This window comes from Enterobacter sp. MALB-1 (genome assembly GCF_041021625.1).
Lineage (GTDB): Bacteria > Pseudomonadota > Gammaproteobacteria > Enterobacterales > Enterobacteriaceae > Enterobacter > Enterobacter oligotrophicus.
In genome coordinates, this window is sequence record NZ_JBDPJL010000001.1 from 3,100,992 (window position 1) to 3,125,016 (window position 24,025).

The window sequence follows — 24,025 nt, forward strand, 5'->3', positions numbered from 1 at the left end:
AAAAAGCCCGGTGGCGCTAGCGCTTACCGGGCCTGTGCGCGTTGTTGTAGGCCGGGCAAACGCAGTGCCGCCCGGCACACAAACCGCACTTATGCGTTTTTCAGCACTTCACTCACGATCTCTACCGCTTCTTTCTCAATCAGCTTACGATGCTCGTCGCCGAGGAAACTTTCACAGTAGATTTTGTACGCATCTTCCGTACCGGATGGACGCGCGGCGAACCAGCCGTTTTCGGTCATCACCTTCAGACCACCGATAGACGCGCCGTTACCCGGTGCAGCCGTCAGACGCGCGGTGATCGGGTCGCCTGCCAGTGTACTTGCGCTCACCATCTCCGGAGAGAGTTTGGACAACGCCGCCTTCTGCGCAGAGGTCGCGCCAGCCTGAATACGGTTATAGCTTGGTGCGCCAAAGCGTGCGGCCAGCTCGTTGTAATGTTCCTGTGGATTTTTACCCGTCACTGCGGTGATTTCCGCCGCCAGCAGGCACATGATGATGCCGTCTTTATCGGTTGACCACGGTGTACCATCGAAACGCAGGAAAGATGCCCCCGCGCTCTCTTCACCGCCGAAGCCAAAGCTGCCATCGTGCAGCCCATCAACAAACCATTTGAAGCCGACCGGCACTTCCACCAGCTTACGCCCCAGCGCGTCAACTACGCGGTCAATCATCGCCGAGGAAACCAGCGTCTTACCGACAGCGACCTCTTTGCCCCACTGTGGGCGGTTCTGGAACAGGTAGTTGATGGCAACGGCCAGATAGTGGTTAGGGTTCATCAGGCCCGCAGGCGTGACGATACCGTGACGGTCATAATCCGGGTCGTTAGCAAACGCCAGATCGAATTTGTCGCGCAGCGCCAGCAGGCCCGCCATCGCGCACTCGGAGGAGCAGTCCATACGGATCGCGCCGTCTTTGTCCAGGTGCATAAAGCGGAAGGTCTGATCGACGTGATCGTTCACGATGGTCAGATCCAGTTTGTAATGCTCGGCGATGCGTTTCCAGTATTCAATACCGGAGCCGCCCAGCGGATCAACACCCAGCTTCAGACCGGCTTTCTGGATCGCCGCCATATCGACGATATCCGCCAGCCCTTCCACGAAGGGTTGCACCAGATCCTGCTCTTTTACATGACCAGAAGCCATGGCAGCATCCAGAGAAATGCGTTTGACGCCTTTCAGTCCGTCCGCCAGCAGGGCGTTTGCGCGGTCTTCCACCACTTTCGTGACGTTCGTATCCGCCGGACCACCGTTCGGTGGATTGTATTTGATACCACCGTCATCTGGCGGGTTGTGGGACGGCGTAATAACGATGCCGTCGGCCAGCGGTCCGCCTTTTTTGTTGTGCACCAGAATCGCATTCGAGACCGCAGGCGTCGGGGTAAAACCGTTATTTTCCTGAACAATCACGTCGACACCGTTTGCGGCCAGCACTTCCAGCACAGAAATAAATGCAGGCTCTGACAGCGCGTGAGTATCTTTCCCTACATAGCACGGACCGGTAATACCATTTTTCGCGCGCTCTTCCGCGATGGCCTGAGCAATGGCCAGAATATGCGGTTCGTTAAAGCTGTGGCGAGCTGAGCCGCCACGGTGGCCAGATGTACCAAACTTCACTGCGTGTTCTGCGTTGCCCACGACCGGTTTCAGCACGTAATACTGTGCGGTCAGTTGAGCGACGTTAATCAAATCGCTTTGTTGTGCAGGTTGGCCTGCACGGCTGTGATTTGCCATTGCCTGGTCCTTCTGATGCAAGGGTTAAATTGTACCGCAAACCTTTTCAATCAATTCCGCCGGGAACTGCATGGACTGCATGATGTGTTCAACCATGCTGCACTTGCGGCCCGTGTTGGTATTGGTGATGACCCAGTACGGCGTGCCGGGAACATGTTTAGGTTTGGTTTGATTGCCATTTTGCAGCAGCGTTTGCTCGTCGCCCGCGAAATAAACGCGAGTACGACCATGCAGCGACTCGGTCGCTTCAGCAAACGCGTTGTTATCCAGTGAATAGAGTGTAGACAGCACCAGCATAAAGCGGTTAACCGCCTTTTTCTGCTCTGCATATTCGTCAGACAGCAACAGCTCGCGCATCGCGCGCACTTTATCTTTTGCTGGCGTCACGGCAGGTTTTGCCTGTGCAACAACGCTCGGCTGAGACACGACATCTTTTGTGGCTGGAGTAGCAGGCTGTGAAGCGGCGGAAATTTTAAGCATGCGCCGTAAAATGTCGGACGCGCTCTCCCCGATATGCCGCGTCTGGCTGGCGATATACTGATAGAGTTCGTCATCAACTTCGATTGTTTTCATCTTAATCCAGTGCGATATCTTATCTGAATACAAGTCGTTGGGATTATAAGGTCAAATCCCAACAGCGGATAGCGTCAAACCAGGTTGGCGGCAAAAGTCAGATTAAACTGGATTCTTGCAGCCGGGCGGCAGAATGGTCAACATGATACCCTAACCTGACATACGTAAAAAAAGAACTTTGCCATGAAATTGAATTCCCGAGCGCAATCTGCACAATCGCCGAACAATAATTCTCCCGTCGTCCTGGTTCACGGGCTCTTTGGCAGCCTGGACAACCTGGGCGTCCTGGCACGCGATTTAGTTACCGACCACGATATTTTGCAGGTCGATATGCGAAATCACGGTCTTTCCGGGCGTTCAGAGGAGATGACCTACGCAGCGATGGCGCAGGATCTGCTCGATACGCTGGATGCCCACAACCTGCAGAAGGTGACGCTGATTGGGCATTCAATGGGTGGCAAAGCGGTCATGGCGTTAACCGCGCTGGCACCGGAACGAATAACTGGCCTGGTCGTCATAGATGTTGCGCCTGTGAATTACGACGTGCGTCGCCACGACGAAATTTTTGCCGCGATCAATGCGGTAACCGACGCCGGTGTCTCTACCCGCCAGCAGGCAGCGGCCATTATGCGCGAGCATCTGGATGAAGAAGGCGTGGTTCAGTTCCTGCTGAAATCATTTGTTGAGGGGCAATGGCGTTTTAACGTACCAGTGCTGTGGGACCAGTACAATAATATCGTGGGCTGGGAAACTGTCCCCGCCTGGCCGCACCCTACCCTCTTTATCCGTGGCGGTAACTCTCCTTACGTCACCGACGCGTACCGCGACACGCTGCTGGCACAATTCCCACAGGCTCGCGCCCATGTGATTGCCGGTGCCGGACACTGGGTTCATGCCGAAAAACCTGACGCCGTATTGCGTGCTATCCGCCGCTATCTTACTGATACGGCAAATTGATTAAAAAGAGAGCGACTGGAAGGCTACGGGCTTCCAGTCGTTGGCGTGCCGTTTTCCGTGATGTATGATGGCGCGCTTATCGCCTGGGCATTAGCAGGGCGGCTTGTTTTCCCCGAAGTCTCAGAATCATGGCCAAAGAACAAACGGACCGCACGACACTAGATCTGTTCGCGAATGAGCGTCGACCGGGACGACCCAAGACGAATCCGCTTTCGCGCGATGAACAGCTGCGTATTAATAAACGCAATCAGCTTAAACGCGATAAAAATCGTGGGCTTAAGCGTGTCGAACTGAAGCTCAACGCCGATGCCGTCGATGCGCTTAATGCGCTGGCGAACGCCCGTGACATCAGCCGCAGCGAGCTGATTGAAGAGATGTTAATTGCTCAACTTGAGATGATGCACAGCAAGGCATAAGTCTGAAAATCCCCTTTATCACCCTTTTCATGTAGCACAGAGTGCAGTCCTGCGCGATAGCTGTTTCCGCAGGGTTGCCAGTTCTGCTATTATTGCCCTTATCCGTGGACAAATTGCGCCACCATACCATTAAGTTTCAAGAGGTTATTTTACTCATGGCAATTATCGGCATTTTCTTCGGCAGTGATACCGGCAATACCGAAAATATCGCAAAAAACATTCAAAAACAGCTCGGTAAAGACGTTGCCGATGTGCATGACATCGCCAAGAGCAGCAAAGAAGATCTCGAGGGCTATGACATCCTGCTGCTGGGTATCCCGACCTGGTATTACGGTGAAGCGCAGTGTGACTGGGACGATTTCTTCCCAACCCTGGAAGAAGTGGATTTCAACGGCAAACTGGTTGCCCTGTTCGGCTGTGGCGATCAGGAAGACTACGCTGAGTATTTCTGTGACGCGCTGGGCACTATCCGCGACATCATTGAACCACGCGGTGCGGCTATTGTGGGTCACTGGCCAACGGCAGGCTATCACTTTGAAGCCTCTAAAGGCCTGGCAGACGACGATCACTTCGTTGGCCTGGCTATTGACGAGGACCGCCAGCCAGAACTGACGGCTGAGCGTGTTGAGAAATGGGTTAAGCAGGTCCGCGAAGAACTGAATCTGGACGACATTCTTAACGCCTGATTTCTCTGCGGCGCGACTCCGGTTGCGCCCGTTTCCAGGTAAAACCGATTAAATTAATTGCTACAAACTTTTAACTTTTTCGCTCAGACCTGTACAATATCCCCCGGTAAAAAGTGGGTGCCATCGAACAAGTTTGTTGGTGATACCACGTTTTTATAAGCATACTTTGCTTGAGACTTGCAGTTTTCATTTAGCCATGGCAGTTCTATAATGAGACGCATCATCCCAAGTGCATTTTCTGTCACTTCTTCTTTAGAAGTGAATCGTTTAGCAACAGGACAGATTCCGCATGACTGACAACAATACCGCATTAAAGAAGGCTGGCCTGAAAGTTACGCTTCCTCGGTTAAAAATCCTTGAAGTGCTTCAGGGGCCAGACAATCACCATGTCAGTGCGGAAGACCTTTACAAGCGTCTTATCGACATGGGTGAAGAGATTGGGCTGGCAACCGTTTATCGCGTGCTGAACCAGTTCGATGACGCGGGCATTGTCACCCGTCATAATTTCGAAGGCGGTAAATCTGTTTTCGAACTGACCCAGCAGCACCACCACGATCACCTGATCTGCCTCGATTGCGGCAAGGTCATTGAATTTAGCGATGATTCTATCGAAGCGCGCCAGCGTGAAATTGCCGCTCGTCATGGCATTCGCCTGACCAACCACAGCCTGTACCTGTATGGTCACTGTGCAGAAGGCGATTGCCGCGAAGATGAACATGCGCACGATGCGAAATAAAGTAGTGTTTATACTCTGAGCCAGCCGAAAGGTTGGCTTTTTTTTGCCTGTTTTATGGCAATAAAAAGCCCGGTGGCGCTGCGCTTACCGGGCCTACGGGCTATGACACCTTTGCAGGCCCCGTAAGCGCAGCGCCACCGGGCGTAAAAACGGCTTATTAGTTGTTGTTGCTGCGGATCTCCTGCCAGATCTTATCGCAACGCTTCGCCACTTCCTGATCATTACCCGTTTTACGTGCCTGAATACAGGCCTGGTAATCCATCACGCGAATGTTTTCCTGCGTCGCAAACTGTTCATGCGCTTTCTCTTTCTTAAGCACATTCAGCACGCTCTGGCAGGCTTCGATTTTATCCGGCGATCCCTCCGCGGTATTGATACAGGCGCTATACGCTTCTTTAAGACGCGAATCCTCTTTCGGTGCCTGAGGCTGAGCGCATGCCACCAGCCCTGATGCCAGCAACGCGACGACGACAATTTTTTTCATCATATTCAGTCTCCATCCCGGCGGGACTCAGCCCGCCGGAGCGTTCATCAGAAGATAGTGAATGGCGCGATAACCATAAATTTCACGTCACGTTCATCCTGGAAGATGTTGCCGTAACCGCCCGCATAGCTTGGGATATCAGAATGGTTGTCGTACTGCGTGAAGTGCAGTTTGAACATGGTGCCTTTCGCACGCCCCTCCTGCAGGGTATAGATGGCATCCAGACTGTAGGAGGACTCTTTCAGACGGTAGTTTGGATCGTAGTACGCATCCGGTGTTGCCATATCCGCAGGCTTCGCGTCCCAGGCGTAAGCGTAAGAGGCACCCACTGCCCAGCCTGGCAGGTTCCAGTTTTTCAGGTCATACATCGCGCCGAAGAAGACCGCTTTTTCGCCGTCGGCGTTGAAGTCGGAGCGGTTATCCCACCAGATATCCAGACGACCGTTAGAGGAGGCGTAGGTTGGGGTCATACGCTGCAGGAAGTAGCCCTGCTGCCCTTCTGCTTTCACCCATGTCCCTTCCAGACGTAAATCAACCTGGCCGACCTTATAGCCGAAAGTCAGCGCCTGCAGCCATGCGGTGCCGTCGTAAATATCATTGACGGTGCCGTTGCTGGCTTTATCACGCGTACCGTAGAACTGATAGCTGGTGCTCAGCGGGCTACCCGCGATATCAAATTTGTAGCTGGCTTTGGCAAAATATTGATCGATATAACCTTCAGCCTGACCGAATGCAGCTTCAAGTACCAGATCGTTCTTGAAATCATACTTCGCGCCCAGCGAGTGGAGATATTCCACTTTGGTCTTTTTATCGTTCTGGTAGAACTTGTCCATTTCGATGTGCCACGGTGCTTTGTACTCGTTGGTCCACATATAGGAGAAGCTCAACGCACCCGCATCGCCGTAATCAAAATTAGCGCCAGCTTCAGCACCCTGATAGGTCCCTGGCATAAAGCTCCAGTGCGGGGCTAACAGTGTCTGACCAGTTGGCTGAATATAACCACCACGCGCCCATACCGGGCCATATTTGAATTTCGCTGCTGCCTTATACAGGCTGATACCGCTTTTATCCCCGGACCAGTCTTCATCATAGGCTTTGTTGCTGGAGGAGAATGCAATTTCGTTCGGGTGACCGCTGTCGCCGTTTTCGGCCATTTCAATGGCGGTGAATGCAGCAATATCCAGACCGAACATATCCGCCGCATAACCCGACTGGAAATCCAGGTTGGCGTTCCAGGTGGAGTGAGAAAGGTTGGTTTTGTATTTGTCTTCAGTGACGTCTTTACGGTCACGTTCACGCTGCCAGTAATAGATCCCGCCCGTAAGGGTAGAATCTTCGATAAAACCTGCTGCTTTTGCCTCTGGTGCAACCACCAGGCCCGACATTGCTGTCACACCGGCGATAGCCAGCGCCAGCGCACTACGTTTGCCACTGAACGTACGCATAGATTATTCCTCTTTGACGAATTAAAACGCCTAAAACGGCGGAAATATAAAAGACCTGATGGTCAGGGGCAGTTATAAATACCCTCGAATTAACTACCGTCTTTAGGTTATTTTTCGCGACGCGAATTATCAACGCTTTTCAGTGGGCAAAAGTCAGGATTATGACGAAGTGCACATAATTCGTAGTGCTTTGTAACATTTATCAGAAAGCGAGGATTGGCGGGGGGAAAACAATATATTTCAGTGAGTAACACCTGAAGTAAGCCCGTATTGTTGAGCCTTAAGCATTTTCGCAAAAATAAAAACTTTTTTTAAAAAAATAAGTAGCACCACATTGACCAGATATTTTGACCTGCAATATTTATGTACGGCTTTAACAGCATGATCGTTAAATAAAAAAACGCCGCGATAAGCGGCGTTTGTTTCTCATTGACCACGGCTGCGATATTATTCGCCAATCTTCGCCCAGGTATCACGCAGGCCGACGGTACGGTTAAATACCGGTTTCTCAGCGGTGCTGTGACGGCTGTCCAGGCAGAAGTAACCTTCGCGTTCAAACTGGAACGCTTTACCGGCTTCGACCGCTTTCAGGGACGGTTCCGCATAACCCTGTTTGATCACCAGTGATTCCGGATTGATGGTCGCCAGGAAGTCTTCCGCAGCACCAGGGTTAGGCACGCTGAACAGACGATCGTACAGACGAATCTCAACTGGCAGCGCATGCGTCGCGCTTACCCAGTGGATAACGCCTTTCACTTTACGGCCATCGGCGGGATCTTTGCTCAACGTGTCGGCATCGTAAGTACAGAAGATGGTAGTGATATTCCCTTCTGCATCTTTCTCCACGCGCTCGGCTTTGATCACGTAGGCGTTACGCAGACGCACTTCTTTGCCCAGCACCAGACGCTTGTACTGTTTGTTCGCTTCTTCGCGGAAGTCAGCACGATCGATCCAGATCTCACCGCTGAACGGCACATCGCGCGTTCCCATCTCTGGCTTGCTCGGATGGTTAGGCATGGAAACCAGCTCGCTCTCACCCTGCGGGTAGTTTTCGATAACCAGTTTCACCGGGTCGATAACGGCCATTGCACGCGGCGCGTTTTCGTTCAGGTCTTCACGAATGCAGGACTCCAGAGACGCGATCTCAATGGTGTTGTCCTGTTTGGTGACGCCGATGCGCTTGCAGAACTCACGAATAGAGGCAGAGGTATAACCACGGCGACGCAGACCGGAGATGGTCGGCATACGTGGGTCGTCCCAGCCTTCTACGTGCTTGTCGGTCACCAGCAGGTTCAGCTTACGCTTGGACATCACGGTGTATTCCAGATTCAGACGAGAGAACTCGTACTGACGCGGATGCACAGGAATGGTGATGTTATCCAGCACCCAGTCGTACAGACGACGGTTGTCCTGGAACTCCAGCGTACACAGGGAGTGCGTAATGCCCTCCAGCGCATCGCTGATGCAGTGGGTGAAGTCATACATCGGGTAGATGCACCACTTGTTCCCGGTCTGGTGGTGTTCTGCAAACTTAATGCGGTACAGCACCGGATCGCGCATCACGATAAACGGAGACGCCATGTCGATTTTGGCACGCAGGCACGCTTTGCCTTCTTCGAAGCCACCGGCACGCATTTTTTCAAACAGCGCCAGGTTCTCTTCCACGCTGCGATCGCGGTACGGGCTGTTTTTACCCGGCGCGGTCAGTGAACCACGGTATTCGCGGATCTCATCTGCAGAGAGTTCGTCGACATACGCCAGACCTTTGTTGATCAGTTCAACCGCGTAGGCATACAGCTGATCAAAATAGTCAGAGGAGTAGCAGATATCACCAGACCAGTTGAAGCCCAGCCATTGCACGTCATTCTTGATGGACTCAACGTATTCGATGTCTTCTTTTACTGGGTTGGTGTCATCGAAACGCAGGTTGCACTGGCCCTGGTAGTCTTGCGCAATACCAAAGTTCAGGCAGATCGATTTTGCGTGCCCAATATGCAGGTAGCCATTCGGCTCCGGCGGGAAACGCGTATGCACTGTGGTGTGCTTACCACTGGCCAGATCTTCATCGATGATCTGACGAATAAAGTTACTCGGGCGGGCTTCTGCCTCACTCATCGTGGATTCCTCAAAGCGTAAACAACGTATAACGGCATATGATCTTATAAGCCGGACGTAGTGACAACCCTTAAAACGGCTCTTGAGAAAATAATGGGGGCATTTGCTGCAAAAAAAAGCGGCGGAGGATCTCCCCCGCCGCTTAAGGCATGACTCTACTCAGGAGCGATTACTTGCCTTTAATCTCATACAGTGGCGTTTGACCCGCAACCACCTGACCTTTCGCCTGAATCACCAGGCCGCTGAAGTCGTCGATGTTGCTGCATACCACCGGGCTAATCATGGAGCGCGCGTTGGCGTTCAGGAAGTCCAGATCCATTTCCAGAATCGGCTGGCCTGCCACCACTTCCGCGCCCTCTTCCACCAGGCGGGTAAAGCCCTGACCGTTCAGTGCCACGGTATCGATGCCCATGTGGACAACGATCTCCGCGCCTTTTTCAGTTTCGAGGCAGAACGCGTGGTTGGTGTTGAAGATTTTCACGATAGTACCGGCTGCCGGGGACACCACGGTTTTGTCCGTTGGTTTCACAGCCACACCGTCACCCACCGCTTTGCTGGCAAACGCTTCGTCAGGCACCTGTTCGATGGCAACCACCTCACCGGTAACTGGAGAAACCAGCGCGGCGATGGTCGTTGCATTTGGCACAGCCTGTGGTTTTGCCGCAGTTGGTGCAGCAGCAGGCGCTGCAGACGCTTCCGCAGCGGCTACCGGGCCGGTGGTTTTCATGGCGTTAGCAATTTTTTCTGCCACAAAGCCCACGATAATCTGCACGCTGGTTTTGTTCAGACGGATAACACCAGATGCGCCCAGACGTTTTGCCAGTGCTTCGTTCACCAGGGAAGAGTCTTTCACGTTCAGACGCAGACGGGTGATACAGGCATCAATACCGGTCAGGTTGTCAGAACCGCCTACCGCAGCAATGTACTGACGCGCCAGGCCTGCTACGTCCTGGTCTTTATCCACGCTCACATTCACGTCCTGACCATCCGCTTCGCTACCGGCTACAGCCAGCTCACGGCCCGGCGTCATCAGGTTGAATTTGGTGATGGTGAAACGGAACACAACATAGTAAATAACGAAGAACACCAGACCTTGTGGGATCAGCATCCACCAGTGCGTTGCCAGCGGGTTACGGGAAGAAAGCACCATATCCACCAGACCCGCGCTGAAGCCGAAGCCCGCAATCCACTGCATGCTTGCGGCGATGAACACGGAGATACCGGTCAGCACGGCGTGGATCACATACAGAACCGGAGCAACGAACATGAAGGAGAATTCCAGCGGCTCGGTGATCCCGGTAAAGAAGGCGGCAAATGCACCGGCCATCATGATACCCAGCACTTTTGCTTTGTTCTCAGGACGCGCGCAGTGGTAGATAGCCAGCGCTGCACCCGGCAGGCCGAACATCATGATTGGGAAGAAGCCCGCCTGGTAACGGCCCGTGATACCGACAACCGCTTTACCGGCTTCGATGGACTGAGCGCCACCCAGGAAGTTAGGAATATCGTTAATACCGGCAACGTCGAACCAGAATACGGAGTTCAGCGCATGGTGCAGACCAACCGGGATCAGCAGACGGTTGAAGAACGCGTACACACCCGCACCGACAGAACCCAGTTTCTGGATGTGTTCACCAAAGTTCACCAGACCGTCGAAGATCACCGGCCAGATGTACATCAGGATGAACGCAACGAAGATCATCACGAAAGAGGTCAGAATCGGCACCAGACGGCGACCGCTGAAGAACGACAGCGCTTTAGGCAGCTCGACGCTGCTGAAGCGGTTGTACAATTCCGCAGAGATAATACCGACGAGGATACCCACGAACTGGTTGCTGATCTTACCGAACGCGGCCGGAACCTGGTCCGCCGGGATTTTCTGGATCATGGAAACCGCAGCCGGAGAACAGAGCGTGGTCAACACCAGGAAGCCCACGAAGCCTGTCAGCGCCGCAGCACCGTCTTTATCTTTGGACATACCATAAGCCACACCAATGGCAAACAGTACAGACATGTTGTCGATGATGGCAGAACCGGACTTAATGAAGAACGCCGCTAACGCATTGTCCCCACCCCAGCCAACCGGGTCAATCCAGTAACCGACACCCATTAATATCGCTGCCGCTGGCAGCGTGGCGACCGGCACCATAAGCGCGCGGCCAACCTTTTGTAAATAACCTAGAATACTCACTTTCTTCCCCCTATGAGACCCCGTTTAAGGCACATTCTCAGCTGTGTTTTTATTGTGTCACTAACCTATAGATACGGTTGATGATTCACTGGCATTGTGAGTGTGTGAAAAATTAATTCGTATCGCAAATTAAACGCGTACTTTTTGTGATTTTTGTCACCAAATATCGTTAATAACCCTCCCTTTCACTGGCTAACAGCGAAAACTTATTTTATCATTCAAAAAATCAAGACGGATTGATCCGGCCTGAAAGTTTCCAGGTTACGCTTAAGTATCAGGTTCCGCTGTCATCCGCCCACACTTTTACTTTAACTCTTGAGGTGAACAATGAGACTGATTCCCCTGGCAACTGCTGAACAAGTCGGTAAATGGGCCGCTCGCCATATCGTTAACCGCATTAATGCGTTCAAACCGACTGCAGATCGCCCTTTCGTACTGGGTCTTCCAACCGGTGGTACGCCACTGACAGCTTACAAAGCTCTGGTTGAAATGCACAAAGCGGGCCAGGTTAGCTTCAAACATGTTGTGACGTTCAACATGGACGAATATGTTGGCCTGCCAAAGGAACATCCTGAAAGCTACCACAGCTTTATGCACCGCAATTTCTTTGATCACGTTGATATCCCGGCGGAAAACATTAACCTGCTGAATGGTAATGCGCCTGATATTGACGCAGAATGCCGTCAGTATGAAGAAAAAATCCGCGCTTACGGCAAAATCCATCTCTTCATGGGTGGCGTGGGTAACGATGGTCATATCGCGTTTAACGAGCCTGCATCCTCTCTGGCTTCCCGTACCCGTATTAAAACGCTGACCCATGACACCCGCGTGGCAAACTCCCGTTTCTTTGACGGCGATGTGAATCAGGTTCCAAAATACGCCCTGACCGTTGGCGTGGGCACCCTGCTGGATGCCGAAGAGGTGATGATTCTGGTGCTGGGCGGCGTGAAAGCGCAGGCGCTCCAGGCAGCCGTTGAAGGCAACGTTAATCACATGTGGACCATCAGCTGCCTGCAGTTGCATCCGAAATCAGTCATCGTGTGTGACGAACCGTCCACGATGGAGCTGAAAGTGAAAACGCTGAAATACTTCAACGAGTTAGAAGCTGAGAGCATCAAAGGTCTGTAATTGAATTACCGCCTCTTTATGCAGAGGCGGTCGCATTTTTTAAACCGGGGGTCGTTATGTACGCTTTAACCCACGGTCGGATTTATACCGGCCATGAAATTCTGGATGACCATGCGATTGTGATCGCGAATGGCCTGATTGAACGTGTTTGCCCGCTGGCCGAACTGCCGCCGGAGATAGAACAGCGCTCACTCAATGGAGCAACGATCTCCCCCGGTTTCATCGACGTTCAGCTTAACGGTTGCGGCGGTGTGCAGTTTAACGATACTGCTGAAGCGGTGACGGTCGAAACGCTGGAAATCATGCAGAAAGCCAACGAAAAATCGGGCTGTACCAGCTATCTGCCAACCCTGATTACCAGCAGCGATGACCTGATGAAACAGGGTATCCGCGTGATGCGTGAATACCTGGCAAAACATCCGAATCAGGCGCTGGGCCTGCACCTTGAAGGACCATGGCTGAACATGGTCAAGAAAGGCACCCACAACCCGAACTACGTGCGTAAGCCGGATACCGGGCTGGTTGATTACCTGTGCGCCAACGCCGACGTGATCACCAAAGTGACGCTGGCACCTGAGATGACCGGCACTGACGTCATCAGCAAACTGGCTGCCGCCGGGATTGTGGTTTCAGCGGGCCACTCAAACGCCACGCTGAAAGAAGCGAAAGCCGGTTTCCGCGCAGGCATTACGTTTGCGACCCACCTGTACAACGCCATGCCGTATATCACCGGCCGTGAACCGGGGCTGGTTGGGGCTATTCTGGATGAGCCAGACGTCTATTGCGGCATTATTGCTGATGGCTTGCACGTCGATTACACCAACATCCGCAACGCTAAACGTCTGAAAGGTGACAAGCTGTGCCTGGTGACGGATGCAACCGCACCGGCAGGGGCAAATATTGACCAGTTCATTTTTGCTGGTAAAACAATATACTACCGTAATGGACTGTGTGTGGATGAGAATGGCACGCTGAGCGGTTCTGCCCTGACGATGATCGAAGGGGTGCGTAACCTGGTTGAGCATTGCGGCATCGCACTTGATGAAGTGCTGCGTATGGCAACGCTTTATCCGGCGCGCGCAATGGGCGTAGATAAACAGCTGGGCGGTATTGCACCGGGTATGGTTGCAAACCTGACGGCATTCACACACGATTTTAAAATTATTAAGACCATCGTTAATGGTAACGAGGTCGTCACTGAGTAAGTAAAAGTATGACACCAGGCGGACAAGCTCAAATCGGTAATGTCGATCTCGTTAAACAACTTAACAGCGCGGCAGTTTATCGCCTGATTGACCAACACGGGCCAATCTCGCGCATTCAGATAGCCGAACAAAGCCAGCTTGCTCCCGCCAGCGTGACAAAAATTACACGTCAGCTTATTGAGCGCGGCCTGATCAAAGAAGTCGATCAGCAGGCCTCCACCGGGGGTCGCCGCGCGATCTCCATTATCACCGAAACCCGCAATTTTCAGGCCATTGGCGTCCGTCTTGGTCGCCATGACACCACGCTTACGCTTTACGATCTGAGCAGCAAAGCCATCGCTGAAGAGCACTACCCGCTTCCGGAGCGTACCCAGGAGACGTTGGAACACGCGCTGCTGAATACCATTGCGCTGTTTATCGAAAGCTGTCAGCGCAAGATCCGCGAACTCATTGCCATCTCGGTGATCCTGCCGGGCCTGGTCGACCCTGAAAGCGGCGTCATTCGCTACATGCCGCATATTCAGGTGGAGAACTGGGGGCTGGTCGACGCGCTGGAAAAGCGCTTTAAGGTGACCTGCTTTGTCGGTCACGATATCCGCTCGCTGGCGCTGGCAGAGCACTACTTTGGTGCGAGCCAGGACTGTGAAGACTCTATTCTGGTGCGCGTTCACCGTGGTACGGGCGCAGGGATTATTTCTAACGGGCGGATTTTTATCGGTCGCAACGGCAACGTGGGCGAGATCGGCCACATTCAGGTCGAGCCGCTTGGCGAACGTTGTCACTGCGGAAACTTTGGCTGCCTCGAAACCGTTGCCGCTAACGCGGCGATTGAACATCGGGTCCGACATCTGCTGGAGCAGGGCTACCAAAGCCGTGTGACGCTGGATGACTGTAAGATCGGTGCCATCTGCAAGGCCGCCAACAAAGGTGACGCGCTGGCCTGCGAAGTGATCGAGCAGGTAGGACGGCATCTGGGTAAAACCATTGCCATTGCCATCAACCTGTTTAACCCGCAAAAAGTGGTAATTGCTGGCGAAATAGTCGAAGCCGAAAAAGTGCTATTGCCCGCGATTGAAGGCTGCATTAACACCCAGGCGCTGAAAGCGTTTCGTCAGAATTTACCGGTGGTGCGCTCAACGCTGGATCATCGCTCAGCCATTGGTGCCTTTGCCCTGGTGAAACGCGCCATGCTCAACGGTATTCTGCTGCAACATTTGCTGGAAAGTTGATCGGGTCTTATAGTAACGCCTTCTTTTTTTGATGTCGGAAAGTCCATGACCATTAAGAATGTAATTTGTGATATCGACGGCGTGCTGATGCACGATAACGTTGCCGTGCCAGGTGCTGCGGAGTTTCTTCACCGCATCATCGACAAAGGAATGCCACTGGTTCTGCTCACGAACTACCCTTCCCAGACTGGTCAGGATCTGGCAAACCGCTTCGCCACCGCAGGCGTCGACGTGCCGGACAGCGTGTTTTATACCTCTGCAATGGCGACTGCAGATTTCCTGAAGCGTCAGGAAGGCAAAAAAGCCTACGTGGTCGGTGAAGGTGCGCTGATCCACGAGCTGTATAAAGCAGGCTTTACCATCACCGATGTGAACCCGGACTTTGTGATTGTGGGCGAAACGCGTTCCTATAACTGGGAGATGATGCATAAAGCATCGTACTTCGTCGCCAACGGCGCGCGTTTCATCGCCACCAACCCGGATACTCATGGCCGTGGTTTTTACCCGGCGTGCGGTGCGCTCTGCGCGGGTATCGAAAAAATATCCGGTCGTAAGCCGTTTTTTGTTGGTAAGCCGAGTCCGTGGATCATTCGCGCTGCGCTGAACAAAATGCAGGCCCATTCAGAGGAAACCGTGATTGTAGGCGACAACCTGCGCACCGATATTCTGGCCGGATTCCAGGCGGGTCTTGAGACAATACTGGTCCTCTCTGGCGTATCGACGCTCGACGATATCGACTCCATGCCGTTCCGGCCAAGCTGGATTTACCCTTCCGTCGACGAAATCGATGTGATCTGATTCAGAGCCACGCCCCAGGGCGTGGTTCTTCATTTCAGCCCTTAACAAACATCACGCCATCTAACAGAAACCAGCATTCATTGCATAATCATCAATAAAAGCACTCAGGTCATACTCTTTTTTCAACATTCAGCAATCACCATTGCACTATTTTCGTTTCTCCCCGTAAAACGCTTGCGCCCCCTCCCCCTTTTGCGGCATTTTCATAAGCAAGCAACATTACAAAGCAACAGGGTTAACGGAGAAGGTTATGTGTTCAATTTTTGGCGTACTGGATATTAAAACTGACGCGGGTGAACTGCGTAAAAAGGCTCTCGAACTGTCCCGCCTGATGCGCCACCGCGGTCCGGACTGGTCCGGCGTTTACGCCAGCGATAAAGCGATTCTGGCTCATGAACGTCTGTCGATTGTTGACGTCAACGCCGGTGCACAGCCGCTGTATAACGAGAAAAAAACACACGCGCTGGCTGTGAACGGTGAAATCTACAACCATCAGGCACTGCGCGCCGAGTACGGCGATCGCTACGCGTTCCAGACCGGATCTGACTGTGAAGTGATCCTGGCGCTGTATCAGGAGAAAGGCCCGGAATTCCTGGACGATCTGCAGGGCATGTTTGCCTTCGCGCTGTACGACAGCGAAAAAGACGCCTACCTGATTGGCCGCGATCATATTGGTATCATCCCGCTGTACATGGGCCACGACGAGCATGGCAACTTCTACGTTGCATCTGAAATGAAAGCCCTGGTGCCGGTTTGCCGCACCATTAAAGAGTTCCCGGCAGGCAGCTATCTGTGGAGCAAAGACGGCGAGATCCGCCCGTACTACCAGCGCGACTGGTTCGATTATGACGCAGTAAAAGACAACGTTACGGACAAAGCCGAGCTGCGTCAGGCGCTGGAAGATTCCGTGAAAAGCCACCTGATGTCAGACGTGCCTTACGGCGTGCTGCTCTCCGGCGGCCTGGACTCCTCTGTGATCTCCGCGATCACCAAGAAATACGCAGCCCGTCGCGTTGAAGATCAGGAACGCTCTGAAGCCTGGTGGCCGCAGCTGCACTCCTTCGCCGTGGGCCTGGAAGGTGCACCGGATCTGAAAGCCGCGCAGGAAGTGGCTAACCACCTCGGCACCGTGCACCATGAAATTCATTTCACCGTGCAGGAAGGTCTGGATGCGATCCGCGATGTGATCTATCACATTGAAACCTATGACGTTACCACCATCCGCGCCTCCACGCCGATGTATTTAATGTCCCGTAAGATCAAAGCGATGGGCATTAAGATGGTGCTGTCCGGTGAAGGCTCGGACGAAGTGTTTGGCGGCTATCTCTATTTCCACAAAGCGCCAAACGCCAAAGAGCTGCATGAAGAAACCGTGCGTAAACTGCAGGCGCTGCATATGTTTGACTGTGCGCGTGCCAACAAAGCGATGTCCGCCTGGGGCGTGGAAGCGCGCGTGCCGTTCCTGGATAAGAAATTCCTCGACGTGGCGATGCGCATCAACCCGCAGGACAAAATGTGCGGCAACGGTAAAATGGAGAAACATATCCTGCGTGAATGTTTCGAATCCTACCTGCCAGCAAGCGTTGCATGGCGTCAGAAAGAGCAGTTCTCTGACGGCGTTGGCTACAGCTGGATCGACACTTTGAAAGAGGTGGCGGCAAAACAGGTTTCCGACCAACAGCTGGAAACCGCGAGCTTCCGCTTCCCGTACAACACGCCAGGTTCTAAAGAAGCGTATTTGTACCGTGAGATCTTTGAAGAACTGTTCCCGCTTCCGAGCGCCGCCGAATGTGTGCCGGGTGGCCCGTCCGTCGCCTGTTCTTCTGCGAAAGCCATTGAATGGGATGAATCTTTCAAAGCGATGAACGATCCTTCAGGACGTGCGGTAGGCGTTCACCAGTCCGCCTATAAGTAATCGCTTAAACTGTACACAGGCCCTTCGGGGCCTTTTTTTTGCCTTACTTTTCACCGCACAAAATCGATTAATAACCAATAATTGCCGAATATTCGGCCACGCTGTTCGCAACCTAACCAAACAGTCACATTCCGGCTATTTTCGTTGAAAAAGGTGTTGACGCTGCAAGGGTCTATACGCATAATGCGCCCCGCAACGCCGATAAGGTAACGCGAAAAAAAGATGGCTACGTAGCTCAGTTGGTTAGAGCACATCACTCATAATGATGGGGTCACAGGTTCGAATCCCGTCGTAGCCACCATCTTTTTTGCGGGAGTGGCGAAATTGGTAGACGCACCAGATTTAGGTTCTGGCGCCGCAAGGTGTGCGAGTTCAAGTCTCGCCTCCCGCACCATTCCCAGGTAAGCGTTGCACGGATGGGGTATCGCCAAGCGGTAAGGCACCGGTTTTTGATACCGGCATTCCCTGGTTCGAATCCAGGTACCCCAGCCATATTTCTTCGATTTAGCGGTTCTCCGCGGTTATTGGGGTATCGCCAAGCGGTAAGGCACCGGTTTTTGATACCGGCATTCCCTGGTTCGAATCCAGGTACCCCAGCCATCGAAGATTGCAGTGCTGGCTACGTAGCTCAGTTGGTTAGAGCACATCACTCATAATGATGGGGTCACAGGTTCGAATCCCGTCGTAGCCACCAAATTAGTCATTTACCGATTTTTTCGGTAAACTAGAAAAAATTGTTGGGGTATCGCCAAGCGGTAAGGCTCTGGTTTCTGATACCAGCATTCCGAGGTTCGAATCCTCGTACCCCAGCCAATTTAAAAAAGTCGTTAAGCAGTTTGTTTAACGCAATTGGGGTGTCGCCAAGCGGTAAGGCTCTGGTTTCTGATACCAGCATTCCGGGGTTCGAATCCCTGCACCCCAGCCACTTAGTAACAAAAAAGCCCGCTCTGCGGGCTTTTTTGTTTTTGTTGTTCAGCATTGTGCGGCCTGATGCCCTCACCCTGACCCTCTCCCACGGGGAGAGGGAAAAAGGATTAAAGTCCTAAGGCGTATTTCAGGGCCTGACGCTTCAGACCACCGGCGCGTTCCGCCGCCATTAAGCCAATATTACGCAGAATGCGCACCGGCCCTAAGTCATTGCTGAACCCGGCATAGAACAGATCCATCCCTGACTGCATAATAAAGTTATCCGCCATACGCCGCGTCTGGTAGCGTTTCAGAACCTGATGGCTGGACCAGGCTTCCGCATGGCCACGCGCATTGCTCAAAACGTCCAGTAACGCATCAACATCTCGATAGCCCAGATTCACCCCCTGCCCGGCCAGCGGATGAATAGTGTGTGCCGCATCGCCCACCAGCGCCAGCCCTTCACGGGCATACTGCAAAGCATGACGTCGTGTGAGTGGGAATGCGCCCGCAGCGACCGGCGTGACAGAACCTAAACGGCTCGGGAAATGCTGCAGAATTTCGCGCTGCAACTGTTCCATAGAGAGCCCCTGCAACTGGCGAATGCGCGCCGGTTTGTCGTACCACACCAGCGATGCCCAGTTATCGAACAGCGGTAAAAAGGCGTGTGGGCCGTTTGGCGTAAAGTGCTGCCAGGTGCTTTCGCCCGGTGCATTCTCGCACTGGACGGTGATCAGCATACAGGACTGCTGATATTGCCAGGCATGTACACCAATTCCCGCCATCTGCCGGACCTGCGAGTTCGCACCATCTGCCCCCACTACCAGTTTCACGGCCAGCTCATCACCACTATCCAGCGTCAGAAGATAGCCACTTTCGTGGCGATGCAGCGCTTTCAGGGAAGCAGGTACACGCAGCGTAACGTTCGGATGCGCCTCCAGCGCCTGCCACAGGGCGAGTTGCAGAACATTGTTTTCCACCATATACCCCAGGCGCGGCAGCTTCAGTTCAGCGGCATCAAACGCGACATGGGCATTTTCCCACTCCCAGGTTTCAAGACGACTGTAAGGATGGGCGCGCATCGCCTGTACCGCTTCCCAAACGCCCAGCCCGCGCAGCAGATCGACGGACGCCGCGCTGATCGCAGAAATGCGCACGTCCGGTTTACTGGCGGGATCGAATGCCGGCGGTGCCGACTGCTCAATTACCGTTACCGCAAATCCCTGCTGCGCCAGCCCCAGCGCCAGCGCGCCGCCGACCATACCGCCGCCGACAACGGCAACTTCGGTGTGTTGGAGTGTCATGGTCATTTTTCCTTATTGGAGAATCCCTTAAGTTTACCGGATTTTTGCGCTCTTGAGAGTCATAACCTTCATACTGGTCACAACCCCACCAAAGCATTACAATACGCGGCTTGCAATCCTGAGCTGAGCAAGTCGATGACTAAAAAACTCCATATAAAAACCTGGGGCTGTCAGATGAACGAATACGATTCATCCAAGATGGCCGATCTGCTGGATACCACCCACGGATACCAGCTGACTGAAAATGCGAAAGAAGCCGATGTGCTGCTGCTGAACACCTGTTCAATTCGTGAAAAAGCGCAGGAAAAAGTCTTTCACGTGTTAGGCCGCTGGAAACTTCTTAAGCGAAAAAATCCGGACCTGATCATCGGTGTGGGCGGCTGCGTCGCGTCGCAGGAAGGTAAGCTGATCCGCCAGAGAGCCCCGTATGTGGATATTGTCTTTGGCCCTCAGACCCTGCACCGCCTGCCTGAGATGATCAATAAGGTTCGCGGCGATCGTAGCCCGGTCGTGGATGTGAGCTTCCCGGAGATCGAAAAATTTGACCGTCTGCCAGAGCCGCGCGCTGATGGCCCGACCGCTTTCGTCTCCATCATGGAAGGCTGCAACAAATACTGTACTTACTGCGTGGTGCCGTACACCCGTGGTGAAGAAGTCAGCCGCCCGGCAGACGATATTCTGTTTGAAATCGCGCAGCTGGCCGCGCAGGGCGTACGCGAAGTGAACCTGCTGGGTCAGAACGTTAACGCCTGGCGCGGTGAGAACTACGATGGCACCACCGGCAGCTTTGCCGAACTGCTGCGCCTGGTGGCCGCGATTGACGGCATCGACCGTATTCGCTTTACCACCAGCCATCCAATGGAATTTACCGACGACATCATTGACGTTTATCGCGATACACCAGAGCTGGTGAGCTTCCTGCACCTGCCGGTTCAGTGTGGCTCTGACCGGGTGCTGAACCTGATGGGCCGTCCACATACGGTGCTGGAGTATAAGTCCACCATCCGTAAGCTGCGTGAAGCGCGTCCCGATATCCAGATCAGCTCCGACTTTATCGTCGGCTTCCCTGGCGAAACCGCTGATGACTTCGAGCGCACCATGAAGCTCATTGGCGAAATAAACTTCGATGTCAGCTACAGCTTCATCTTCTCAGCGCGTCCTGGAACACCTGCGGCCGATATGGTTGACGATGTGCCGGAAGAAGAGAAAAAGCAGCGTCTGTATATTCTGCAGGAGCGTATCAACCAGCAGGCCAACGCCTGGAGCCGCCGTATGCTCGGCACCGTCCAGCGTATTCTGGTGGAAGGCACTTCCCGCAAGAGCATTATGGAACTGTCCGGTCGTACCGAAAACAACCGCGTGGTGAACTTTGAAGGCACCCCGGATCTGATCGGTAAATTTGTGGATGTCGAAATTGTCGAAGTCCTGACCAATTCACTGCGCGCGAAGCTGGTACGGACCGAAGCCGAAATGGGCCTGCGTATTGCAGAATCACCCGAATCGGTGATCTCTCGCACCCGCAAAGTAGACGATTCTGGCGTGGGGATTTACCAGCCATAGTCCTTATGGCCTGCCCTTCCGGCAGGCCTTGTATTTCCTCTCATTGCCCCCAATATCATCCGCAACGCTTGCGCCTTTATTCTGTGGCGTGAATAATTTCGGTAATGACCGTTTTATTACGCCAGGTGCCACCGGGTAAGTTAACTACTCAAAGAGGAACAGTTTGAACATAGATACGCGTGAAATTAGCCTAACGCCCGCAGACAACGCTCGCCTGCTGAGCCTGTGCGGGCCGTTTGATGACAACATCAAACAACTTGAGCGACGTCTGGGTATCGAAATCAATCGTCGCGATAACCATTTCAAACTCACCGGACGCAGCATCTGCGTCAATGCCGCTGCAGATATTCTTCGCAGTCTGTATGTTGATACCGCCCCGATGCGTGGCGAAACGCAGGATATCGAACCGGAACAGATCCACCTCGCCATTAAAGAGGCGCGCGTGCTTGAGCAGAGCGCGGAAAGCGTGCCGGACTACGGCAAAGCGATCAACATCAAGACCAAACGCGGCGTGATTAAACCACGCACGCCGAACCAGGCGCAGTACATTGCCAACATCCTCGACCATGACATCACCTTCGGCGTGGGTCCGGCGGGTACGGGTAAAACCTATCTGGCGGTTGCCGCTGCGGTTGATGCGCTGGAGCGCCAGGAAATCCGTCGAATTCTGCTGACTCGCCCTGCCGTCGAAGCGGGTGAAAAGCTCGGCTTCCTGCCGGGTGATTTAAGTCAGAAAGTGGACCCGTATCTGCGCCCGCTTTATGACGCCCTGTTCGAGATGTTAGGCTTTGAGAAAGTAGAGAAGCTCATTGAGCGTAACGTGATTGAAGTCGCCCCGCTCGCCTACATGCGCGGCCGCACGCTCAACGATGCGTTCATCATTCTTGATGAGAGCCAGAACACTACCATCGAACAGATGAAGATGTTCCTGACGCGTATCGGCTTTAACTCGAAAGCGGTCATCACCGGCGACATCACCCAGATTGACCTGCCGCGCAGCACCAAATCTGGCCTGCGCCACGCGATTGAAGTGCTGTCCGAAGTCGATGAAATCAGCTTTAACTTCTTCCACAGCGAAGACGTCGTTCGCCATCCGGTGGTCGCGCGCATCGTTAACGCCTATGAAGCCTGGGAAGAGGCGGAACAAAAACGTAAGGCCGAACTGGCCGCAGAACGTAAGCGCGATGCGCAGGAGCAAGAACAGAAATGAGTCAGGTGATCCTCGATTTACAGCTGGCCTGTGAAGATAATTCCGGCATGCCAGATGAGGCACAGTTTCAGAAATGGCTGGATGCGGTTATCCCCCAGTTTCAGGAAGAATCAGAAGTGACGATTCGCCTGGTGGATGAAGCGGAAAGCCACGAGCTTAACCTGACCTACCGCGGGAAAGATAAGCCGACCAATGTGCTCTCTTTCCCGTTCGAAGCGCCTCCGGGGATTGAAATGCCGCTGCTGGGCGACCTGATCATCTGCCGTCAGGTGGTTGAGCAGGAAGCCAAAGAGCAGCAAAAACCGCTCGACGCGCACTGGGCGCATATGGTGGTACACGGTAGCCTGCACCTGCTGGGCTACGATCACATTGAAGATGATGAAGCGGAAGAGATGGAGTCCCTCGAGACAGAGATAATGCTTGCTCTGGGCTATGAGGACCCGTACATTGCCGAGAAAGAATAGTCAGTCAACCGACTGGCTAACATGCCGCCGCCTAAGGACATAGCGCGGCGGTAAACGTTGAACTAACAAGAGAACCCTTAACAAACGCCATGAGCGACGACAATTCACACAGTAGCGACACGACAACCAGTAAAAAGGGATTTTTCTCCCTCATTCTGAACCAGCTTTTCCACGGCGAACCGAAAAACCGTGATGAACTGCTGGAGCTGATTCGTGATTCCGGGCAGAACGATCTTATCGACGAAGATACGCGCGAAATGCTCGAAGGGGTTATGGACATCGCCGACCAGCGCGTCCGCGATATCATGATCCCCCGCTCGCAGATGATCACCCTGAAACGTAACCAGACCCTGGACGAGTGCCTCGATGTGATCATCGAATCCGCCCACTCGCGTTTTCCGGTCATTAGCGAAGACAAAGATCACATCGAAGGGATTTTGATGGCGAAAGATCTGCTGCCGTTTATGCGCAGCGATGCCGAAGCCTTCAGCATGGAAAAAGTGTTACGCCAGGCCGTGGTTGTGCCGGAAAGTAAACGTGTGGATCGGATGCTGAAAGAGTTTCGCTCTCAGCGCTACCACATGGCGATTGTTATTGATGAATTCGGTGGCGTGTCCGGTCTGGTCACCATCGAGGATATCCTTGAGCTGATCGTGGGCGAAATCGAAGACGAGTATGACGAAGAAGAGGATATCGACTTCCGTCAGCTCAGCCGCCACACCTGGACCGTGCGCGCGCTGGCCTCGATTGAGGATTTCAACGACACCTTCGGCACCCACTTCAGCGATGAAGAGGTGGATACCATTGGCGGACTGGTGATGCAGGCCTTTGGTCATCTTCCGGCTCGTGGCGAGACCGTTGACATCGACGGTTACCAGTTTAAGGTCGCCATGGCCGACAGCCGACGTATTATACAGGTTCACGTCAGAATGCCGGACGACTCACCGGTGCCAAAACTGGAAGATTAATGTAA

Annotated in this window: 20 protein-coding genes, 7 tRNA genes and 1 pseudogene; 21 read left to right on the forward strand and 7 right to left on the reverse strand. The window is 53.4% G+C overall.

The window, feature by feature from the left end; genetic code table 11:
- Positions 1-89: 89 nt before the first annotated feature.
- Together pgm and seqA are read right to left on the reverse strand one after the other, a co-directional pair.
- Entirely contained in the window at positions 90-1,730 is a 1,641-nt protein-coding gene (gene pgm, locus ABGB15_RS14835; RefSeq protein ID WP_215722861.1) for a phosphoglucomutase (alpha-D-glucose-1,6-bisphosphate-dependent), read from the reverse strand.
- 24 nt (positions 1,731-1,754) lie between these two features.
- A complete protein-coding gene (seqA, locus tag ABGB15_RS14840; protein ID WP_152083878.1) occupies positions 1,755-2,303 on the reverse strand; it encodes a replication initiation negative regulator SeqA in 549 nt (182 codons plus the stop codon).
- Positions 2,304-2,486: 183 nt separating this feature from the next.
- Here seqA and ybfF point away from each other — a divergent pair, with 183 nt between their 5' ends.
- From ybfF to fur, 4 genes are all read left to right on the forward strand, one after another.
- The gene (gene ybfF / locus ABGB15_RS14845) at positions 2,487-3,260 is read left to right on the forward strand and encodes an esterase (RefSeq protein WP_215722860.1); all 774 of its coding nucleotides are present in this window, start codon (positions 2,487-2,489) and stop codon (positions 3,258-3,260) included.
- A gap of 128 nt (positions 3,261-3,388) precedes the next feature.
- Positions 3,389-3,676 carry a LexA regulated protein gene (gene ybfE, locus ABGB15_RS14850; RefSeq protein ID WP_152083876.1) on the forward strand — a complete coding sequence of 96 codons (288 nt, stop codon included), beginning with the start codon at positions 3,389-3,391 and terminating at the stop codon, positions 3,674-3,676.
- A 155-nt stretch (positions 3,677-3,831) separates the two neighbouring features.
- Positions 3,832-4,362 (forward strand): flavodoxin FldA, encoded by a 531-nt coding sequence (gene fldA, locus ABGB15_RS14855; protein ID WP_003858653.1) that lies wholly within the window; start codon positions 3,832-3,834, stop codon positions 4,360-4,362.
- Between the two features lie 289 nt (positions 4,363-4,651).
- The gene (fur, locus tag ABGB15_RS14860; protein WP_152083875.1) at positions 4,652-5,098 is read left to right on the forward strand and encodes a ferric iron uptake transcriptional regulator; all 447 of its coding nucleotides are present in this window, start codon (positions 4,652-4,654) and stop codon (positions 5,096-5,098) included.
- Positions 5,099-5,255: 157 nt separating this feature from the next.
- Here fur and chiQ read toward each other — a convergent pair whose 3' ends face one another.
- Both chiQ and chiP read right to left on the reverse strand, forming a co-directional pair.
- Positions 5,256-5,582, reverse strand: a complete 327-nt coding sequence (chiQ, locus tag ABGB15_RS14865; RefSeq protein WP_215722871.1) for a ChiQ/YbfN family lipoprotein — start codon at positions 5,580-5,582, stop codon at positions 5,256-5,258.
- A 47-nt stretch (positions 5,583-5,629) separates the two neighbouring features.
- On the reverse strand, positions 5,630-7,027 hold the full coding sequence (gene chiP / locus ABGB15_RS14870; protein WP_215722859.1) for a chitoporin: 1,398 nt from the start codon (positions 7,025-7,027) through the stop codon (positions 5,630-5,632).
- 74 nt (positions 7,028-7,101) lie between these two features.
- Between chiP and ABGB15_RS14875 the strand changes: the two are divergent.
- Positions 7,102-7,203, forward strand: a pseudogene (locus ABGB15_RS14875) (hypothetical protein); the annotation flags it as partial.
- A 271-nt stretch (positions 7,204-7,474) separates the two neighbouring features.
- Here ABGB15_RS14875 and glnS read toward each other — a convergent pair.
- Positions 7,475-9,142 carry a glutamine--tRNA ligase gene (gene glnS, locus ABGB15_RS14880; protein ID WP_369064199.1) on the reverse strand — a complete coding sequence of 556 codons (1,668 nt, stop codon included), beginning with the start codon at positions 9,140-9,142 and terminating at the stop codon, positions 7,475-7,477.
- 169 nt (positions 9,143-9,311) lie between these two features.
- Positions 9,312-11,333, reverse strand: a complete 2,022-nt coding sequence (nagE, locus tag ABGB15_RS14885; RefSeq protein ID WP_215722858.1) for an N-acetylglucosamine-specific PTS transporter subunit IIBC — start codon at positions 11,331-11,333, stop codon at positions 9,312-9,314.
- Positions 11,334-11,660: 327 nt separating this feature from the next.
- Here nagE and nagB point away from each other — a divergent pair, with 327 nt between their 5' ends.
- The 12 genes from nagB to ABGB15_RS14945 all read left to right on the forward strand — a co-directional run bounded on the left by nagB (position 11,661) and on the right by ABGB15_RS14945 (position 18,533).
- Positions 11,661-12,461 carry a glucosamine-6-phosphate deaminase gene (nagB, locus tag ABGB15_RS14890; protein WP_215722857.1) on the forward strand — a complete coding sequence of 267 codons (801 nt, stop codon included), beginning with the start codon at positions 11,661-11,663 and terminating at the stop codon, positions 12,459-12,461.
- 56 nt (positions 12,462-12,517) lie between these two features.
- The gene (gene nagA, locus ABGB15_RS14895) at positions 12,518-13,666 is read left to right on the forward strand and encodes an N-acetylglucosamine-6-phosphate deacetylase (protein ID WP_215722856.1); all 1,149 of its coding nucleotides are present in this window, start codon (positions 12,518-12,520) and stop codon (positions 13,664-13,666) included.
- 8 nt (positions 13,667-13,674) lie between these two features.
- Positions 13,675-14,895 carry an N-acetylglucosamine repressor gene (locus tag ABGB15_RS14900; protein ID WP_152083869.1) on the forward strand — a complete coding sequence of 407 codons (1,221 nt, stop codon included), beginning with the start codon at positions 13,675-13,677 and terminating at the stop codon, positions 14,893-14,895.
- 45 nt (positions 14,896-14,940) lie between these two features.
- Positions 14,941-15,693 (forward strand): ribonucleotide monophosphatase NagD, encoded by a 753-nt coding sequence (gene nagD / locus ABGB15_RS14905; RefSeq protein ID WP_152083868.1) that lies wholly within the window; start codon positions 14,941-14,943, stop codon positions 15,691-15,693.
- Positions 15,694-15,943: 250 nt separating this feature from the next.
- On the forward strand, positions 15,944-17,608 hold the full coding sequence (gene asnB / locus ABGB15_RS14910; protein WP_215722855.1) for an asparagine synthase B: 1,665 nt from the start codon (positions 15,944-15,946) through the stop codon (positions 17,606-17,608).
- Between the two features lie 224 nt (positions 17,609-17,832).
- A tRNA-Met gene (locus ABGB15_RS14915) sits at positions 17,833-17,909 on the forward strand.
- A gap of 8 nt (positions 17,910-17,917) precedes the next feature.
- Positions 17,918-18,002 (forward strand) — tRNA-Leu (locus ABGB15_RS14920).
- A gap of 23 nt (positions 18,003-18,025) precedes the next feature.
- Positions 18,026-18,100: transfer RNA gene (locus ABGB15_RS14925), tRNA-Gln, on the forward strand.
- A 33-nt stretch (positions 18,101-18,133) separates the two neighbouring features.
- Positions 18,134-18,208: transfer RNA gene (locus ABGB15_RS14930), tRNA-Gln, on the forward strand.
- Between the two features lie 17 nt (positions 18,209-18,225).
- Positions 18,226-18,302 (forward strand) — tRNA-Met (locus ABGB15_RS14935).
- A gap of 44 nt (positions 18,303-18,346) precedes the next feature.
- Positions 18,347-18,421 (forward strand) — tRNA-Gln (locus ABGB15_RS14940).
- Positions 18,422-18,458: 37 nt separating this feature from the next.
- A tRNA-Gln gene (locus ABGB15_RS14945) sits at positions 18,459-18,533 on the forward strand.
- 109 nt (positions 18,534-18,642) lie between these two features.
- Here ABGB15_RS14945 and ubiF read toward each other — a convergent pair.
- Positions 18,643-19,818 carry a 3-demethoxyubiquinol 3-hydroxylase gene (gene ubiF, locus ABGB15_RS14950; RefSeq protein ID WP_215722854.1) on the reverse strand — a complete coding sequence of 392 codons (1,176 nt, stop codon included), beginning with the start codon at positions 19,816-19,818 and terminating at the stop codon, positions 18,643-18,645.
- A 135-nt stretch (positions 19,819-19,953) separates the two neighbouring features.
- Between ubiF and miaB the strand changes: the two genes are divergently transcribed.
- The 4 genes from miaB to corC all read left to right on the forward strand — a co-directional run bounded on the left by miaB (position 19,954) and on the right by corC (position 24,020).
- Positions 19,954-21,378, forward strand: a complete 1,425-nt coding sequence (gene miaB / locus ABGB15_RS14955) for a tRNA (N6-isopentenyl adenosine(37)-C2)-methylthiotransferase MiaB (RefSeq protein WP_152083865.1) — start codon at positions 19,954-19,956, stop codon at positions 21,376-21,378.
- A gap of 163 nt (positions 21,379-21,541) precedes the next feature.
- Positions 21,542-22,588, forward strand: a complete 1,047-nt coding sequence (locus ABGB15_RS14960; protein ID WP_152083864.1) for a PhoH family protein — start codon at positions 21,542-21,544, stop codon at positions 22,586-22,588.
- Positions 22,585-23,052 carry an rRNA maturation RNase YbeY gene (ybeY, locus tag ABGB15_RS14965; protein ID WP_010428616.1) on the forward strand — a complete coding sequence of 156 codons (468 nt, stop codon included), beginning with the start codon at positions 22,585-22,587 and terminating at the stop codon, positions 23,050-23,052. The genes ABGB15_RS14960 and ybeY overlap by 4 nt, the downstream gene beginning before the upstream one ends.
- 89 nt (positions 23,053-23,141) lie before the next feature.
- Complete coding sequence (gene corC / locus ABGB15_RS14970; protein ID WP_152083863.1) at positions 23,142-24,020, forward strand: CNNM family magnesium/cobalt transport protein CorC; 879 nt, start codon at positions 23,142-23,144, stop codon at positions 24,018-24,020.
- The last annotated feature ends 5 nt before the right edge of the window (positions 24,021-24,025 follow it).